Origin of the sequence: Streptomyces sp. NPDC008317, assembly GCF_042955955.1 — a bacterium.
Taxonomy (GTDB): Bacteria; Actinomycetota; Actinomycetes; order Streptomycetales; family Streptomycetaceae; genus Actinacidiphila.
The window spans coordinates 84,088-98,993 of the sequence record NZ_JBIBFQ010000001.1; the positions used below are offsets into that span (position 1 = coordinate 84,088).

General features: G+C 71.4%; 12 protein-coding genes. 6 read left to right on the forward strand and 6 right to left on the reverse strand.

Features of this window, described 5'->3' with window-relative positions:
- Positions 1-123: 123 nt before the first annotated feature.
- The 3 genes from ACFY9V_RS00340 (at position 124) to ACFY9V_RS00350 (ending at position 3,799) form a co-directional block, all read left to right on the forward strand.
- Positions 124-1,386, forward strand: a complete 1,263-nt coding sequence (locus ACFY9V_RS00340; protein ID WP_391158260.1) for a cytochrome P450 — start codon at positions 124-126, stop codon at positions 1,384-1,386.
- A 148-nt stretch (positions 1,387-1,534) separates the two neighbouring features.
- On the forward strand, positions 1,535-1,939 hold the full coding sequence (locus ACFY9V_RS00345) for a TIGR03618 family F420-dependent PPOX class oxidoreductase (RefSeq protein ID WP_355346252.1): 405 nt from the start codon (positions 1,535-1,537) through the stop codon (positions 1,937-1,939).
- A gap of 213 nt (positions 1,940-2,152) precedes the next feature.
- Positions 2,153-3,799 (forward strand): phosphodiester glycosidase family protein, encoded by a 1,647-nt coding sequence (locus tag ACFY9V_RS00350; RefSeq protein WP_391158262.1) that lies wholly within the window; start codon positions 2,153-2,155, stop codon positions 3,797-3,799.
- 105 nt (positions 3,800-3,904) lie between these two features.
- Here the strand turns inward: ACFY9V_RS00350 and ACFY9V_RS00355 are convergent, their stop codons facing one another.
- From ACFY9V_RS00355 to ACFY9V_RS00375, 5 genes are all read right to left on the reverse strand, one after another.
- Positions 3,905-4,372, reverse strand: a complete 468-nt coding sequence (locus tag ACFY9V_RS00355) for a heat shock protein transcriptional repressor HspR (protein ID WP_391041587.1) — start codon at positions 4,370-4,372, stop codon at positions 3,905-3,907.
- Between the two features lie 5 nt (positions 4,373-4,377).
- Positions 4,378-5,577 (reverse strand): molecular chaperone DnaJ, encoded by a 1,200-nt coding sequence (gene dnaJ / locus ACFY9V_RS00360; protein ID WP_355346258.1) that lies wholly within the window; start codon positions 5,575-5,577, stop codon positions 4,378-4,380.
- An 81-nt stretch (positions 5,578-5,658) separates the two neighbouring features.
- Positions 5,659-6,330, reverse strand: coding sequence for a nucleotide exchange factor GrpE (gene grpE, locus ACFY9V_RS00365; RefSeq protein WP_355346261.1), 672 nt, complete (start codon positions 6,328-6,330; stop codon positions 5,659-5,661).
- Positions 6,327-8,204: a molecular chaperone DnaK gene (gene dnaK / locus ACFY9V_RS00370; protein ID WP_355346264.1), complete on the reverse strand. Its 1,878-nt coding sequence runs from the start codon at positions 8,202-8,204 to the stop codon at positions 6,327-6,329. The genes grpE and dnaK overlap by 4 nt, the downstream gene beginning before the upstream one ends.
- Before the next feature lie 180 nt (positions 8,205-8,384).
- Positions 8,385-9,260, reverse strand: a complete 876-nt coding sequence (locus tag ACFY9V_RS00375; RefSeq protein ID WP_391158264.1) for an LCP family protein — start codon at positions 9,258-9,260, stop codon at positions 8,385-8,387.
- A 126-nt stretch (positions 9,261-9,386) separates the two neighbouring features.
- On the opposite strand from ACFY9V_RS00375, the gene ACFY9V_RS00380 reads away from it, so the two are divergent.
- The 3 genes from ACFY9V_RS00380 (at position 9,387) to ACFY9V_RS00390 (ending at position 14,275) form a co-directional block, all read left to right on the forward strand.
- Entirely contained in the window at positions 9,387-10,625 is a 1,239-nt protein-coding gene (locus tag ACFY9V_RS00380) for a nucleotide sugar dehydrogenase (RefSeq protein ID WP_391158266.1), read from the forward strand.
- Between the two features lie 289 nt (positions 10,626-10,914).
- Complete coding sequence (locus ACFY9V_RS00385; RefSeq protein WP_391041594.1) at positions 10,915-13,185, forward strand: heterodisulfide reductase-related iron-sulfur binding cluster; 2,271 nt, start codon at positions 10,915-10,917, stop codon at positions 13,183-13,185.
- 154 nt (positions 13,186-13,339) lie between these two features.
- Positions 13,340-14,275 (forward strand): YIP1 family protein, encoded by a 936-nt coding sequence (locus ACFY9V_RS00390; RefSeq protein ID WP_391158268.1) that lies wholly within the window; start codon positions 13,340-13,342, stop codon positions 14,273-14,275.
- 14 nt (positions 14,276-14,289) lie between these two features.
- Here the strand turns inward: ACFY9V_RS00390 and dcd are convergent, their stop codons facing one another.
- Positions 14,290-14,865, reverse strand: coding sequence for a dCTP deaminase (gene dcd / locus ACFY9V_RS00395; RefSeq protein ID WP_391158270.1), 576 nt, complete (start codon positions 14,863-14,865; stop codon positions 14,290-14,292).
- Between the last annotated feature and the right edge of the window lie 41 nt (positions 14,866-14,906).

The window sequence follows — 14,906 nt, forward strand, 5'->3', positions numbered from 1 at the left end:
TTCAACTCCGCTGGAAGGCAGCGGAGTTGGGGTCCGCTCCAGCCGTTTTGGCCGCATCTGCGCTTGTCCGTACGGCCGCATGTCCGCTTGACTCCTCCATACCCGCCGTCCGTGAGGACTCCCATGAGCGACGCGCACTCCATGGACCCGACCGGCGCCGCGCTGCACGCGGACGCCGCCGCACTGCGCGAGGCGGGGGCCGTCTGCCCCGTGACACTGCCGGACGGCGTCCCCGGGATGATCGTCTCCCGTTACCAGGAGCTGCGCGATTTCTTGGCCGACCCCAAGGTGGCCAAGAACGCCGCGCACTTCGCCGCCCTCCAGCGGGGCGAGGTCCCCGAGCAGTGGCAGCTCAACGCCTTCGCGCTGGTCAACGGCATGACGACGGCGGACGGTGACGACCACAGGCGGCTGCGCGGCCTGGCCACCAAGGCGTTCACCCCGCGCCGGGTGGCCGCGATGCGCCCGCGGATCGAGGCCCAGGCCGCCGAGCTGCTGGCCGCGCTCCCCGGCCGCGCGGACGCCGACGGCGTGGTCGACCTGCGCGAGTGCTACGCCTATCCGCTGCCGATGGGCGTGATCTGCGAGCTGCTGGGCATCGTCCCCGCCCACCGGGACCGGCTGCACGCCCTCAGCCGCCTGATCGTCAGCACCAGCAGCTCCGCGGCCGACGCGATGGCCGCGCAGCGCGAGACGTACGCGATCCTCGGCCAGGTCGTCGCGGAGCGGCGCGCGGCACCCGGTGACGACCTGACGAGCGCGCTGATCGCGGCGCGCGGCGAGGAGAGCGGTGACGGCTCCGGCGACGGCTCGGGCGGCTCCCGCGCTGCCTCCGGCGGGCGCCTCAGTGACGCCGAGCTGACCGGCACCCTGCTGCTGATGATCGTCGCCGGGCACGAGACGACCCTCAATCTGATCGTCAACGCGGTACGCGCCCTGTGCGGCCACCCCGACCAGCTCGCGCTCGTGCTGACGGGCGAGGTGTCCTGGGACGCGGTGGTCGAGGAGACGCTGCGCTGGGACGGCCCGGTGGCGAATTTCCCGTTCCGCTACCCGATCACCGATCTGGTGGTTGACGGCACCTCTGTGCCGCGTGGTACAGCCGTCCTCGCCGGATACGCCGCCGCCGGACGCGACCCGCGCGAGTACGGCCCCGACGCCGACCGCTTCGACATCACCCGCCCCGCCAACCGGCACCTCGCCTTCGGCCACGGCAGCCACTACTGCCTGGGCGCGCCGCTGGCCCGCCTCGAAGCGGTGATCGCCCTGCGCGGCCTGTACGCCGCGTACCCCGGCCTCGCCCTCGCCGTCCCCGACGCCGAACTCCCGCCGCTGCCGGGCTTCGTGGGCAACAGCACCGCCGCGCTCCCGGTGCGCCTGACCTGACCCGTACGAGCCCGCTCCTGACCCGTGCGAGCCCGTGCCCGGCCCGTGCGAGCCCGTGCCCGGCCCGTACGAGCCCGCGCCTGACCCGTACGAGCCCGAGGCCGACCCCTGCGCACCCGCCCGCGCGCCTCCGCGTACCGTCCCGTCCATGGCATCCGATCCCCGCTCCCCCGCACCCGGCTACCTCGCCTTCTGGCGCGAGCGGCACCTGTGCACCCTCACCACCCCGCGCCCCGACGGCTCCCCGCACGTCGTCCCGGTCGGCGTCACGTACGACCCCGAGGCGGGGCTCGCCCGCGTCATCGCCAACGGCAGGAGCACCAAGGCCCTGAACGTCCTGGCGGCGGGCCCCGGCGGCGCGCGGGTCGCGGTCTGCCAGGTCGAGCGGCGGATCTGGGCCACCCTCGAAGGCGTGGCCACCGTCTCCGCCGACCCGGACCGCGTCGCCGAGGCCGTGCGCCGCTACACCGAGCGCTACGGCCGCACGCCCTCCCCCAACCCGGACCGCGTCGTGATCGAGATCGCCCTGACCCGGGCGATGGGCAACGCGTGAGGGGGTATCACGGCACGCCGTCGGCGTAACGCCCACAACACGCGTAACAGCCGCAACGCCCGTACGGCGTACGGCGGATGACGGCATTCGTCGGCTGTTCGCCCGGAACTCACCCCCACAAGGCGGGGTCTTCGCGTAGGACGGCTCTCATCGGGCGCGGAAGCCGCCCGCCCGCAGTCGTCAGCCGTCAGCCGTCGTACGTGAGGGGTCTTCATGGAGCACACCAAGGGTGCCGCGCGGGTACGCGTCCGCACCGTCGTGGCCGCCGTCGCCGTACTCGCCGCCGTCGTACCGCTCGCCCTCGACTCGACGGCCCAGGCCGCCGTGCCCGGTCACGGGCCGGACCCCTCGGCTGCCACCGGCCACCGCAACCCCGTCTCGTCGCGGTGGACGACGCGGGACCTCGCGCCCGGCCTCCAGGTCCGCACCGGGACGATCCGGCGCGCGGACGCGGCGCCGTCCTGGACCGTCACCGTCCAGCGGCCGGCCACCAGCAGGCTGACCGGCGCGCCGACCGGGCTCGAAGTGAGCGACAGGGCGTGGGCGGACGACACGGCGGCACGGCTGCGCGCGGCGGGCTTCGCGCCGCGCGTCGAGACCGTCCAGTGGCCCGCCTACAGCGACACCCCGCACGGCACGATGGGCCTGCGGGTACGGATCGGCGGGTACGCCACGCAGGCCGCCGCCACGGCCGCCGCACAGCCCGTCACCGCGGCGGGCTTCCTCACCGCCGTCGAGTGGACCGGCTACGACGCCGACCAGCCCGCCGACGTGCAGAACATCCACATCGCGACCGTGGACCCGCGCGTGTTCCGCGGCACGGTCGCGGGCACCCACGACGGCGACGTCGCGCGCCGCGAGACCCCGTCGTCGGTCGCCAGGAAGCTGGGCTCCCTGGTCGCCGTCAACGGCGGCTTCTTCGTCATCACCAACGCCGGCGGCATCCAGGGCACCCAGTCGGGACTCGGCGCCTACGACGGGCGGCTGGAGTCGATGTCGGCCGGCGCGCGCGCCGCCCTGGTGCTCGCCGACGGCGGGCGGCACTTCCGTATCGCCGACCTGAACAGCACGGCCACCGCCCGCGCGGGCGGCGCGTCCTACGCCGTGCAGGGCGTCAACCGGCTGCCCGGCACGGTCCGCGACTGCGGGCGCCCCGGCGGCACCCCGAGCGAGCTGCCCTGGCAGGACATCACCTGCTACGAGAAGGACGACCTGGTGGTGTTCACCCCCGCCTTCGGCGCCGCCCTGCCCACCGGCGCCGGTGTCCAGGCCGTGCTCGACGCCCGGGGCGACGTGGTGTCCGTCGGCGCGCGCGGCGGCCGGGTCCCCGCCGACGGCTCGGTGCTCCAGGGCATCGGCTCGGCGGCCGACTGGCTGACCGCGTACGCCCGTACGGGTGAGCGCGTATCGGTCGGGACGACCATCCGGGACACCGCGGGCGAGGTCCTCGCCCTCGGCCCCGACGACAGCGTCGTCAGCGCCGCCCCCACCCTCGTCCAGGACGGCCGGATCGCCGTGGACGCCGCGGCCGAGGGCGTCGTCGACCCGCTCGACCTGTCCTTCGGCTACGTCTGGGCCAACGGCCGCCAGCCCCGCACCCTGGCCGGGATCGACGACCGGGGCCGCCTGCTGCTGGTCACCGTCGACGGCCGCCAGACCGGCGGCGGCAGCGAGGGCTTCACGCTCATGGAGGCCGCCGCCTTCATGCGCTCCCTGGGCGCCGTCCAGGCCCTCAACCTCGACGGCGGCGGCTCCACCACCTTCGCCGTCGACGGCACCCTCGCCAACAACCCCTCGGACGCGACGGGCGAGCGCGCCGTGGGCGACTCCGTCCAGGTCGTCCCGGCCGCGCTCCACTGACCGGCGCCGCCGACCGGACGCACGACGACGGACGGTCCGCCCCCTCGGGTGAGGGAGACGGACCGTCCGTCGCAAGGAGCCTTGGGCCGTACGGGTGAGCGGGCGTCAGCCGTCGCGCTTGGGCCGCCAGACCACCAGCGCGCTGGTGTGCTGGACGTCCTGGTAGGGAACCAGGTCGCGGCGGTACGAGGCGTGCACGGCGGCCTCGCGCTGCTGGATGACGGCGGCGGCGCCCTCGACGGCGGCGGAGAGTTCGGCCACGCGCGCCTGGAGGGCGGCGACCTGGTTCTCCAGCTCGATGATCCGCTTGATGCCCGCGAGGTTGATGCCCTCGTCCTGCGAGAGCCGCTGCACCTCGCGGAGCTGCTCGATGTCACGGGTGGAGTAGCGACGGCCGCGCCCGGCGGTACGGTCGGGCGAGACCAGCCCGAGGCGGTCGTACTGACGCAGGGTCTGCGGGTGCAGCCCGGACAGCTCGGCCGCCACCGAGATGACGTAGACCGGGGACTCCTCGGTCAGTTGGTAGGGATTACGGCCGCGCGGGCCTCTCATACCGCTTCCGTCGACGCTCATTCAGGTCACGCTCCCTTTGCGGCCTTGAACAGCTCCGCCCGCGGGTCGTGCCCCGCGGTCGCTTCCCGGTAGGACTCCAGCGCGTCCAGCGCCTTGCCCTCGGTCTTCTCCGGCACCGCCACCTCGATGGTGACGAGCAGATCGCCCCGTGAACCGTCCTTGCGCATGGCGCCCTTGCCGCGGGCGCGCAGCGTACGGCCGTTCGGCGTACCGGCCGGAAGCTTGAGGGTGACCGGCGGGCCGCCCAGGGTGGGCACCTTGATCTCGCCGCCGAGCGCCGCCTCGGCGAAGGTCACCGGCACGGTGACCGTGAGATTGGACTCGCGGCGCCCGAAGACCGGGTGCGCTCCGACGTGCACGACCACGTACAGGTCGCCGCCGGGGCCGCCGCGCTCGCCGGGCGCGCCCTTGCCGCGCAGCCGGATCCGCTGCCCGTCGGTGACACCGGCCGGGATACGGACCTGCATGGTGCGCGAGGAACGGGCCCGCCCGCTGCCCTTGCAGACGTCGCAAGGGGTCTCGGCGATCAGGCCGCGGCCCTTGCAGTCCACGCACGGGTCAGTGAGCGAGAAGCCGCCACCGCCGCCGCGCGAGACCTGCCCGGTGCCGACGCAGGTCGGGCACACCCGGGGCGTGCCGTTCTTGTCGCCGGTGCCGGAGCACGCCTTGCAGGGCGCCTGCGAGGACATCCGCAGCGGGACCGTGGCCCCGTCGACCGCCTCGGTGAAGCTCAGCGTCACCTCGGACTCGATGTCCTGGCCGCGGCGCGGCTGCACCCGCGTGCCCGCGCCGCCCCGGTTGAACAGACCGCCGAAGACGTCGCCCAGGCCGCCGCCGAAGCCGCCGCCCTGCCCGCCGGTGGTCTGCCCGCCGGGCTGGCCGCCCGTGCCGCCGAACAGGTCGCCGAGGTCGAAGTTGAAGCCGCCGGCGCCGCCCGCGCCGGGACCGGGGCGGAAGCCGCCGTTCCCGAACAGCGCGCGGCCCTCGTCGTACTCCTTGCGACGCTTGGCGTCGGACAGCACGTCGTTGGCCTCGGAGATCTCCTTGAAGCGCTCCTCGGCCTTCGCGTCGCCCTTGTTGGCGTCCGGGTGGAACTCGCGGGCGAGCTTCCGGTACGCCTTCTTGATCTCGGCGTCCGTGGCGTCCTTGGGCACGCCGAGGACCTTGTACAGGTCCTTCTCCAACAGGTCCCTACTGACACTCATCCCCGACGTCCCTCCTCTCCACCACTTCCAGGCGCGCCGCCGGTGACCGGCACACTCCCACGCCCACTTACTTCTACGCCGTCAGCCCTCGTCCGGGCCACCGGTCTCCTCTTCGTCGGCCTTCTTCTCCGCCGCCGACTCGTCCTTGCCCTGGCTGCCCGGCTGCGGTTCGGCGACCGCGACCCTGGCGGGCCGCAGATTGCGCTCCCCGATGCGGTACCCGGGCTGGAGGATCTGCACGCATGTGGTCTGCGTGACATCCGGCGAATAGCTGTGCATCAGGGCCTCGTGCACCAGCGGGTCGAAGGGCTCGCCCTCCTTGCCGAACTGTTGCAGCCCCAGCTTCGCCGCCACCGTCTCCAGCGACTCGGCGACCGACTTGAAGCCGCCGACCAGCTCGCCGTGTTCCCGCGCCCGGCCGATGTCGTCGAGCACCGGGAGCAGTTCGGTGAGCAGATTGGCGACCGCGACCTCCTTGACGGCGACCCGGTCCCGCTCCACCCTGCGGCGGTAGTTCTGATACTCGGCCTGGAGCCGCTGGAGGTCCGCGGTGCGCTCGTTGAGCGCGGTGCGCACCTGGTCCAGCTGTGCCCGCAGGGCCGTCAGCTCCTTCGCGTCCCCGTCCGGGGCCGGGGCCGCCGGGCCCGCCTCATCGGCGGACCCGGCGGCCTTCGCGGCGGCGTCCGGCTGCTCCTCGCCGGCCTCTGAAGGGACGTCGGGCTCCGACTCGAAGCCCTTCGGCTCCTCCGTCACGCGGCACCGTCCCTCTTGTTGGCGTTCTCGTCGTCGACGATCTCGGCGTCGACCACGTCGTCGTCCGCGGCGGCGTCGGCCTGACCGTCGGAGGGGGCGTCGGCGGTCGCGCTGCCGGAGGCGCCGTCGGTCTGCGCGTACAGCGCCTGGCCCAGCTTCTGGCTGGTGGCCGCGACCTTCTCGGTGGCCTCGCGGATCGCGGCGGTGTTGCCGTCGTCCGTCGACTCGTTCTTCAGCTTCTCCTTGAGGTCCGCGACCGCGGTCTCGACCTCGGACCTGACGTCCTCGGGGAGCTTGTCCTTGTTGTCCGCGATGAACTTCTCGGTCTGGTAGACGAGCTGCTCACCCTGGTTGCGGGTCTCGGCGGACTCGCGGCGCTTGTGGTCCTCGTCCGCGTACTGCTCGGCCTCCTGGCGCATGCGGTCGACCTCGTCCTTGGGCAGCGAGGAGCCGCCGGTGACGGTCATCCGCTGCTCCTTGCCGGTGCCGAGGTCCTTCGCGCCGACGTGCATGATGCCGTTGGCGTCGATGTCGAAGGTGACCTCGATCTGCGGCATCCCGCGGGGGGCGGGCGGCAGGCCGGTCAGCTCGAACATGCCGAGCTTCTTGTTGTACGCCGCGATCTCGCGCTCGCCCTGGTAGACCTGGATCTGGACCGACGGCTGGTTGTCCTCGGCCGTGGTGAAGATCTCGGAGCGCTTGGTCGGGATGGTCGTGTTGCGCTCGATCAGCTTGGTCATGATGCCGCCCTTGGTCTCGATACCGAGGGACAGCGGGGTGACGTCGAGCAGCAGGACGTCCTTGACCTCGCCCTTGAGCACACCGGCCTGGAGGGACGCGCCGATGGCGACGACCTCGTCCGGGTTGACGCCCTTGTTGGCGTCCTTGCCGCCGGTCAGCTCGCGCACCAGCTCCGCGACGGCGGGCATACGCGTCGAGCCGCCGACCAGGACGACGTGGTCGATCTCCGAGAGCTGGATCCCGGCGTCCTTGATGACGTTGTGGAACGGCGTCTTGCAGCGCTCCAGCAGGTCGGTGGTGAGCTGCTGGAACTGGGCGCGGGTGAGCTTCTCGTCCAGGTGCAGCGGGCCCTCGGCGGACGCCGTGATGTACGGCAGGTTGATCGAGGTCTCGGTGGACGAGGACAGCTCGATCTTCGCCTTCTCCGCCGCCTCGCGCAGGCGCTGGAGGGCCATCTTGTCCTTGCCCAGGTCCACGCCGTGGCCGGACTGGAACTGCTTCACCAGGTAGTCGACGACGCGCTGGTCCCAGTCGTCACCACCGAGGTGGTTGTCGCCGTTGGTGGCCTTCACCTCGACGACGCCGTCGCCGATCTCCAGCAGCGAGACATCGAAGGTGCCGCCACCGAGGTCGAAGACCAGGATGGTCTGGTCGTCCTTGTCGAGGCCGTAGGCCAGCGCGGCGGCGGTCGGCTCGTTGACGATGCGCAGCACGTTGAGGCCCGCGATCTCACCGGCCTCCTTGGTGGCCTGGCGCTCGGAGTCGTTGAAGTACGCGGGGACGGTGATCACCGCGTCGGTGACCTTCTCGCCCAGGTACGACTCCGCGTCCCGCTTGAGCTTCTGCAGGATGAAGGCGCTCATCTGCTGCGGGTTGAAGTCCTTGCCGTCCAGGTTGATCTTCCAGTCGGTGCCCATGTGGCGCTTGACCGACCGTACGGTCCTGTCGACGTTGGTGACAGCCTGGCGCTTGGCGACCTCGCCGACGAGCACCTCGCCGTTCTTGGCGAAGGCGACGACGGACGGCGTGGTCCTGGCGCCCTCTGCGTTGGTGATGACGGTGGGCTCGCCGCCTTCGAGAACGCTGACGACGGAATTAGTCGTGCCCAGGTCGATGCCGACCGCACGTGCCATGGTGAAATCCTCCTGCTGACTTGAGTGGAACTGACTCAAGACTGCACGACCCGGGATCTTCTGTCAACAGACGTGAGTCGACCCCACTCAACTTATCTCTGCTTTATGTGCGCAGGGCGGATGTTCTCGCAGGTCGGACGGGGTGCGGCGAGGTGCGGCGAGGTGCGGCGAGGTGCCGCGTCAGCGGCTTGGAGAGGCCGGCACCGGGCGGTCCGCGCGCAGCGCCGCCAGCAGCGGACCGGACTCGGCCGGCCGGGCCGTCAGCGTACGGAAGGCGAGGGCGCCGTCCGGCACCTTGCGCAGGCTTCCCGCCAGTTCGTACAGCGCGGGGAGCGTACTGAGTCCGGGATCGGCCGTGAGGGACGAGGTTGCCGTGTCGACCAGGCCGAAGAACCGGGCCGGATGGCGCAGCGTGTCCGCCCCGCGCGCCTCACGGGTCAGCGTACGCAACAGCTCGCGGCGGCGCTCACCGGTGTGGGCGCCGACCGCGGCCTCGATCCGGTCGAACCCGGCGAGGTCCACCACCATGTGGTGGTCGACGCGGATGCCGCTGAGCCGTTCGAAGGCGCGGATCGAGCAGGCCGCCCCGCCGCCGCTGAAGGCGCGGCCGAAGGGTTCGTACGCGGCCGGGCTCGTACCGCCGTCCGGGCGGGGACAGCTCGGCACGCCGACCTTCAGGGAGCGCGGTACGCCGACGGCGGCGGCGTGGCGGCGGTCGGCGGACAGGTGCAGCAGGACGGCGGCGTCGGAGGTGTCCTCATCCGGGGGCGCGCCGGAGCCCGGGCGGCGCTCGGCGTTCTGGCCGCCATGGGCTCCGCCGCCGCCCTGGCCGCTCGGGCCGCCCTGGCCGCTTTCGGAGCCCAGCATCAGGATGTTGCGCGCCTGCGGCACCAGCGCGCGGGGCCGCTCCTTCGCGTACCGGGCGAGCACCTTCTCCGCGGCCCGGTCGGTGTGGATGTTGCCGCTGAACTTCCGGTAGGACGCCCAGCCCAGACCCGCCGTCACCACAAGGAGGAGCCCGGCGCCGATCGCGACCCAGCGCAGCACGGCCCGCATGCCCGCCTCCTCCCGCGTGATCGTGGCGCCTCGTCCGTCATGGCCCGCTCGCGCGGTGGCCCGACATCCGATGAACTTAATGTCGCCTTTGCCATACTTGTCACGATTAGGGCTAATTTAAGCGTCATGGAACCCACCGAAGACAGCCGGCACGTCGTCGTCGTAGGCCAGGGCCATGTCGGGCTGCCGCTGGCACTGCGGGCGGCGGAGGCCGGTTTCACGGTCATCGGGATCGACATCGACGAACAGCTGGTCAAACGGCTGACGGCCGGGGACTCCCGCGTCGGCGACGTCCCCGCGGAGCGGCTGGCCGAGGCCCTCGCCTCCGGCCGCTACCGGGCCAGTACGGACTACGCCGACGCCCGCGACTTCGACGTCTGCGTGATCACCGTCCCCGTACCGGTCCACGACGGCGTCCCCGACCGCGGCGCGATCGTGGACGCGGGCCGGGCCGTGGCCCCGCACCTGCGCCCGCGCGCCACCGTCGTCCTGGAGTCCACGACCGCGCCCGGCACCACCGAGGAGCTGCTGCGGCCGGTCCTGGAGGAGATCAGCGGCCTGACCGCGGGCAGCGCCTTCCACCTGGGTTACAGCCCCGGGCGCACCGACCCCGGCAACCCCCGGTGGCGGCTGGAGAACACCCCCAAGGTCGTCTCCGGTGTGAACGTACGATCGCTCCTCGCCGTCGACGGCTTCTACTCCCGAATCGTGCGCAATACGGTGCCGGTTTCGTCGCCGCGCACCGCCGAGCTGACCAAGCTCATCGAGGACGCCTTCCGCCAGGTGAACATCGCCCTGGTCAACGAACTGGCCACCGTCACCGGGCCGATGGGCACCGACATCCGCGAGGCGATCGACGCGGCGGCCACCAAGCCGTACGGCTTCCTGCCCTTCCACCCCGGCCCCGGCGTCGGCGGTCACCGGCTGCCGGTCCCCCGCGGTCTGCTGCGTTTCGCGGCGCTCGCCGAGGAGATCAACGCGCTGATGCCCACCCAGGTGGTGGACAGGATCGCGGCGGGTCTCGACGCCAGGCAGCGGCCTGTCGAGGGAAGCCGCGTCCTTCTGCTGGGTCTCGCTTATAAACGCGACAGCGGCGACCTTCGCGAATCGCCCGCGCTCGCCATCGCGGCCGGGCTGACGGCGCTCGGCGCCCGGGTGCGCGCGGTCGAGCCGTACGCGGACCCGGCCCGGCTCCCCGCCGACCTGCTGTGCGTGGAGCTGACCGAGGAGGAGGCCGCGGCGGCGGACGTGGTGGTCGTCGCGACCGACCACGACGTCTTCGACTACACGATGGTCGCGCGGGCGGCGACGTACGTCTTCGACACGCGGAACCGGTGCCGGGGTGAGAGCGTGGAGCGGCTCTGAGCCGGTCACGGCAGGGCGCGACAGGCCGCACCGCGACGCAGATCACGAGTTGCACGGCTGTATGCGCCCGCGGATCGCGGGTAATCTCAGCGGAGACCGGATTAAGTTACCGCTTAGTACGACCTTGCTCGTACGACCCGTACGGGACCTTGCTCGTACGACCCGCATGACCCGTACGACCCTGTACAAGCGTTGCCCGTACGACCTTGCCCAGCACGAAGCCTTCCCGCCCGATCCTGAACCCACGGCCCCCTCCCACTGAACCGCCGCGCAGGCCCGAGGAGCCCACATGCAACTCGCCGCGATCATCGTGTCGCTGGTCCTCACCGCGGTCGGCGTCGCCCTGATCAGCCTCGCCGTCGCGCAGATCTTCCGGTTCGTCACGCTCGGCCAGCCCGTGCCCGCGGGCTCCCGCACGAACGACTGGGTGGCCAGGTCCACGACCCTGGCCAGGGAATTCGTCGGCCACACCCGGATGAACAAGTGGGGCGTCGTCGGCGTCGCGCACTGGTTCGTGGCGGTCGGCTTCCTCACCCTCGGCCTGACGATCGTCAACGCGTACGGCCAGCTCTTCAAGGCCGACTGGATCCTGCCGTGGATCGGCACCTGGCTGCCGTACGAGGTGTACACCGAGTTCATCGCGGCGCTCACCACCCTCGGCATCCTCACCCTGATTGTGATCCGGCTGCTGAATCTGCCCTCGCGCGCCGGCCGCAAGTCCCGCTTCACCGGTTCGACGGCCTGGCAGGCGTACTTCGTGGAGTACGTCGTTCTGATCATCGGCCTGGCGATCCTGACGCTGCGCGGCCTGGAGGGCGCCCTGCACGGCGTCGACCACTACGAGGCCGCGTACTTCGTCTCGTACCCGCTGGTCGCCGCCTTCCGGAAGATGAGCACCGGCAGCCTCCAGAACACCGTCTACGCCGTCGCCATGGTCAAGCTGGGCGTCACGATGATCTGGGCGATCGTGCTCGGCCTGCACACCAACATGAGCGTGGCCTGGCACCGCTTCCTGGCCTTCCCCAACATCTGGTTCAAGCGGAACGCGGACGGTCCGGTCGCGCTCGGCGCACTCCAGCCGATGGTCTCCGCGGGCAAGCCCATCGACTTCGAGGACCCGGGCGAGGACGACCAGTTCGGCGTCTCCCAGATCGAGCACTTCTCCTGGAAGGGCATCCTCGACTTCTCCACCTGCACCGAGTGCGGGCGCTGCCAGTCGCAGTGCCCCGCCTGGAACACCGGCAAGCCGCTCTCCCCCAAGCTGCTGATCATGTCGCTGCGCGACCACGCGCACGCCAAGGCGCCGTATCTGCTGGCCGGCGGCGGCAAGAACGCCGAGGGCGAGGAGACCGGTACGCCCGAGCAGCTCGCGGGCGTCCCCGCCGCCGCGCTCGCCGAGGCCGAGCGCCCGCTGATCGGCACGGCGGAGGAGAACGGGGTCATCGACCCCGACGTGCTGTGGTCCTGCACCACCTGCGGCGCCTGCGTCGAGCAGTGCCCGGTCGACATCGAGCACATCGACCACATCGTCGACATGCGCCGCTACCAGGTGATGATCGAGTCGTCGTTCCCGAGCGAGGCGGGCACGATGCTCAAGAACCTGGAGAAGAAGGGCAACCCGTGGGGCCTGCCGAAGAAGCAGCGCCTGGCCTGGGTCAAGGAAGTCGACTTCGAGGTGCCGGTCGTCGGCGAGGACGTCGAGGACCTGACCGAGGTCGAGTACCTGTACTGGGTCGGCTGCGCGGGCTCCCTGGAGGACCGCGCGAAGAAGACCACCAAGGCTTTCGCCGAGCTCCTGCACATCGCGGGCGTCAAGTTCGCGATCATGGGCGGCGACGAGAACTGCACCGGTGACTCCGCCCGCCGCCTGGGCAACGAATTCCTCTTCCAGCAGCTCGGCCAGGAGAACGTGGCCATGCTCAACATGGCCTTCGGCGAGTCCCTCGACGAGGACGGCGCGGTGGACCCCTCCACGCGCAAGCCGCGCGCCTCGAAGAAGATCGTCGCCACCTGCCCGCACTGCTTCAACACCATCGCCAACGAGTACCCGCAGCTCGGCGGCGAGTACGAGGTCGTCCACCACACCCAGCTCCTCCAGCACCTCGTGGACGAGGGCAAGTTGGTGCCGGTCACGCCGGTCGAGGGCCTGATCACGTATCACGACCCCTGCTACCTCGGGCGGCACAACAAGGTCTACACACCGCCGCGCGAGATCATCGCGTCCGTGCCCGGTCTGCGGAACGAGGAGATGCACCGCCACAAGGAGCGCGGCTTCTGCTGCGGCGCGGGCGGCGCCCGGATGTGGATGGAGGAGCGGATCGGCAAGCGCGTCAACAACGAGCGCGTCGACGAGGCGCTTTCCCTCAACCCGGACATCATCTCCACCGCGTGCCCGTTCTGCCTGGTCATGCTCTCCGACTCCGTCAACGGCAAGAAGAACGACGGCCAGGCGAAGGAGGCCCTCCAGGTCGTGGACGTCTCGCAGCTTCTCCTCCAGTCGGTGAAGGCGCCGGCGGACGCGGCCGAGCTGAGCGAGGAAGCGCCGGCCGGGACGGCCTGATCCGGGGCCTCACCAGCCCTTACGGGTTCCCCTAGGGGTTTGCCCGGGGGTCCGTCGACGGGTTCGCCGCCGCGTGTCACAGGTTGGCAGCAATGGGCGGCGGCGGACCGGCCGACAGGAGCGGTGCGGCGGCTTACCGGGTACGTTCGATGACGTGGCTGGATTCAGGAATCGACACGGTGAGGGCGGTGGCCGGGGCGGCCGTCCCGGCCAGGGGCCGGGATACGGCGCGGGTCACGGGCAGGGCGCGGGTCACGGGCAGGGCTCGTACGGAACGCCTCCTGGCGAGCCGGAGTACTACGCGCCCGCGGCGGGGCAGCCCGGCGGGTACGACGAGTCGCCCGGCCAGACGAAGGCGTTCACGCTGGGCGCCGGGTTCGCGGGCCAGGGCCAGGAGCCGTACGTCGATCCGTACGCCGGGCAGCAGCCGTACGCGCAGCCTTCGCACGCACAGGCCCCGTACACCCAGCCCCCGTACGCCCAGCCCCCGTACTCGGGCGACAACGTGGCGACGTACCGCGCGGGTCAGTCCGCCGCGCCGCCGGTCGGTCCGCGGCTGCACTGGAAGGAGTTGCTGAGCGGCGTCGTGCTGCGCCCCGGCCGCACCTTCTGGCAGATGCGCGACCACACGGTCTGGGGCCCGGCCCTGACCGTGACCTTCCTCTACGGGCTGCTCGCCGTCTTCGGCTTCGACGCCGCCCGCAGCGACGTCCTGGACGCGACGCTCACCACCAGCATCCCGTGGGTGCTCACCACGGCCGTCGCCGTCGTCATCTCCGCGGTCACGCTCGGCGCGGTCACCAACACCCTCGCGCGGCAGTTCGGCGGCGACGGCGCCTGGGCGCCGACGATCGGGCTCTCGCTCCTGATCACGACGCTCACCGACGCCCCGCGTCTCTTCTTCGCGCTCTTCCTCGGCGGCGCCAACAGCTTCGTCCAACTCCTGGGCTGGCTCACCTGGCTGGGCTGCGCGGCGCTGCTCACCTCGATGGTCAGCAAGTCGCACGACCTGCCGTGGCCGAAGGCGCTCGGGGCGGCGTCGATCCAACTGATCGCGCTGCTCTGCCTGTTCAAGCTGCCGCTGATCTGACCCGCCCCGGGGTCTCAGACCTTGGTGCGGTGGAAGTTCATGAAGGACCGTGAAGGCGTCGGCCCGCGCTGCCCCTGGTAACGGGAGCCGTACTGCTGCGATCCGTAAGGGAATTCGGCGGGCGAGGTCAGCCGGAAGAGGCAGAGCTGCCCGATCTTCATTCCGGGCCAGAGCTTGATCGGGAGCGTCGCGACATTCGACAGCTCCAGGGTCACATGCCCGGAGAAACCGGGGTCGATGAACCCCGCGGTCGAGTGCGTCAGCAGCCCCAGCCGCCCCAGACTCGACTTCCCCTCCAGCCGCGACGCCATGTCGTCGGGCAACGAGATGACCTCGTACGTCGACCCGAGCACGAATTCCCCCGGATGCAGGATGAACGGCTCGTCACCCTCCGGCTCCACCAGCCGCGTCAGATCCGGCTGTTCCACCGCCGGGTCGATGTGCGGATACCGGTGGTTCTCGAACACCCGGAAGAACCGGTCCAGCCGCACATCAATACTCGACGGCTGCACCATCGACGGCTCGAACGGGTCCACGCGCACGCGTCGGTTGTCGATTTCGGCTCGAATGTCCTTGTCAGAGAGAAGCACGCCCCGAAGGTTACGCGCCCGGAGCGGCCCCGACCCAATCC

Excerpts from the sequence above, each read along its gene's own strand:
- ACFY9V_RS00340 (WP_391158260.1), top strand. The coding sequence starts at position 124 with ATGAGCGACGCGCACTCCATGGACCCGACCGGCGCCGCGCTGCACGCG.
- ACFY9V_RS00345 (WP_355346252.1), top strand. The coding sequence starts at position 1,535 with ATGGCATCCGATCCCCGCTCCCCCGCACCCGGCTACCTCGCCTTCTGG.
- ACFY9V_RS00375 (WP_391158264.1), bottom strand. The coding sequence starts at position 9,260 with ATGCGGGCCGTGCTGCGCTGGGTCGCGATCGGCGCCGGGCTCCTCCTT.
- dnaJ (WP_355346258.1), bottom strand. The coding sequence starts at position 5,577 with ATGAGTGTCAGTAGGGACCTGTTGGAGAAGGACCTGTACAAGGTCCTC.
- ACFY9V_RS00355 (WP_391041587.1), bottom strand. The coding sequence starts at position 4,372 with ATGAGCGTCGACGGAAGCGGTATGAGAGGCCCGCGCGGCCGTAATCCC.
- ACFY9V_RS00350 (WP_391158262.1), top strand. The coding sequence starts at position 2,153 with ATGGAGCACACCAAGGGTGCCGCGCGGGTACGCGTCCGCACCGTCGTG.
- dnaK (WP_355346264.1), bottom strand. The coding sequence starts at position 8,204 with ATGGCACGTGCGGTCGGCATCGACCTGGGCACGACTAATTCCGTCGTC.
- ACFY9V_RS00380 (WP_391158266.1), top strand. The coding sequence starts at position 9,387 with ATGGAACCCACCGAAGACAGCCGGCACGTCGTCGTCGTAGGCCAGGGC.
- ACFY9V_RS00385 (WP_391041594.1), top strand. The coding sequence starts at position 10,915 with ATGCAACTCGCCGCGATCATCGTGTCGCTGGTCCTCACCGCGGTCGGC.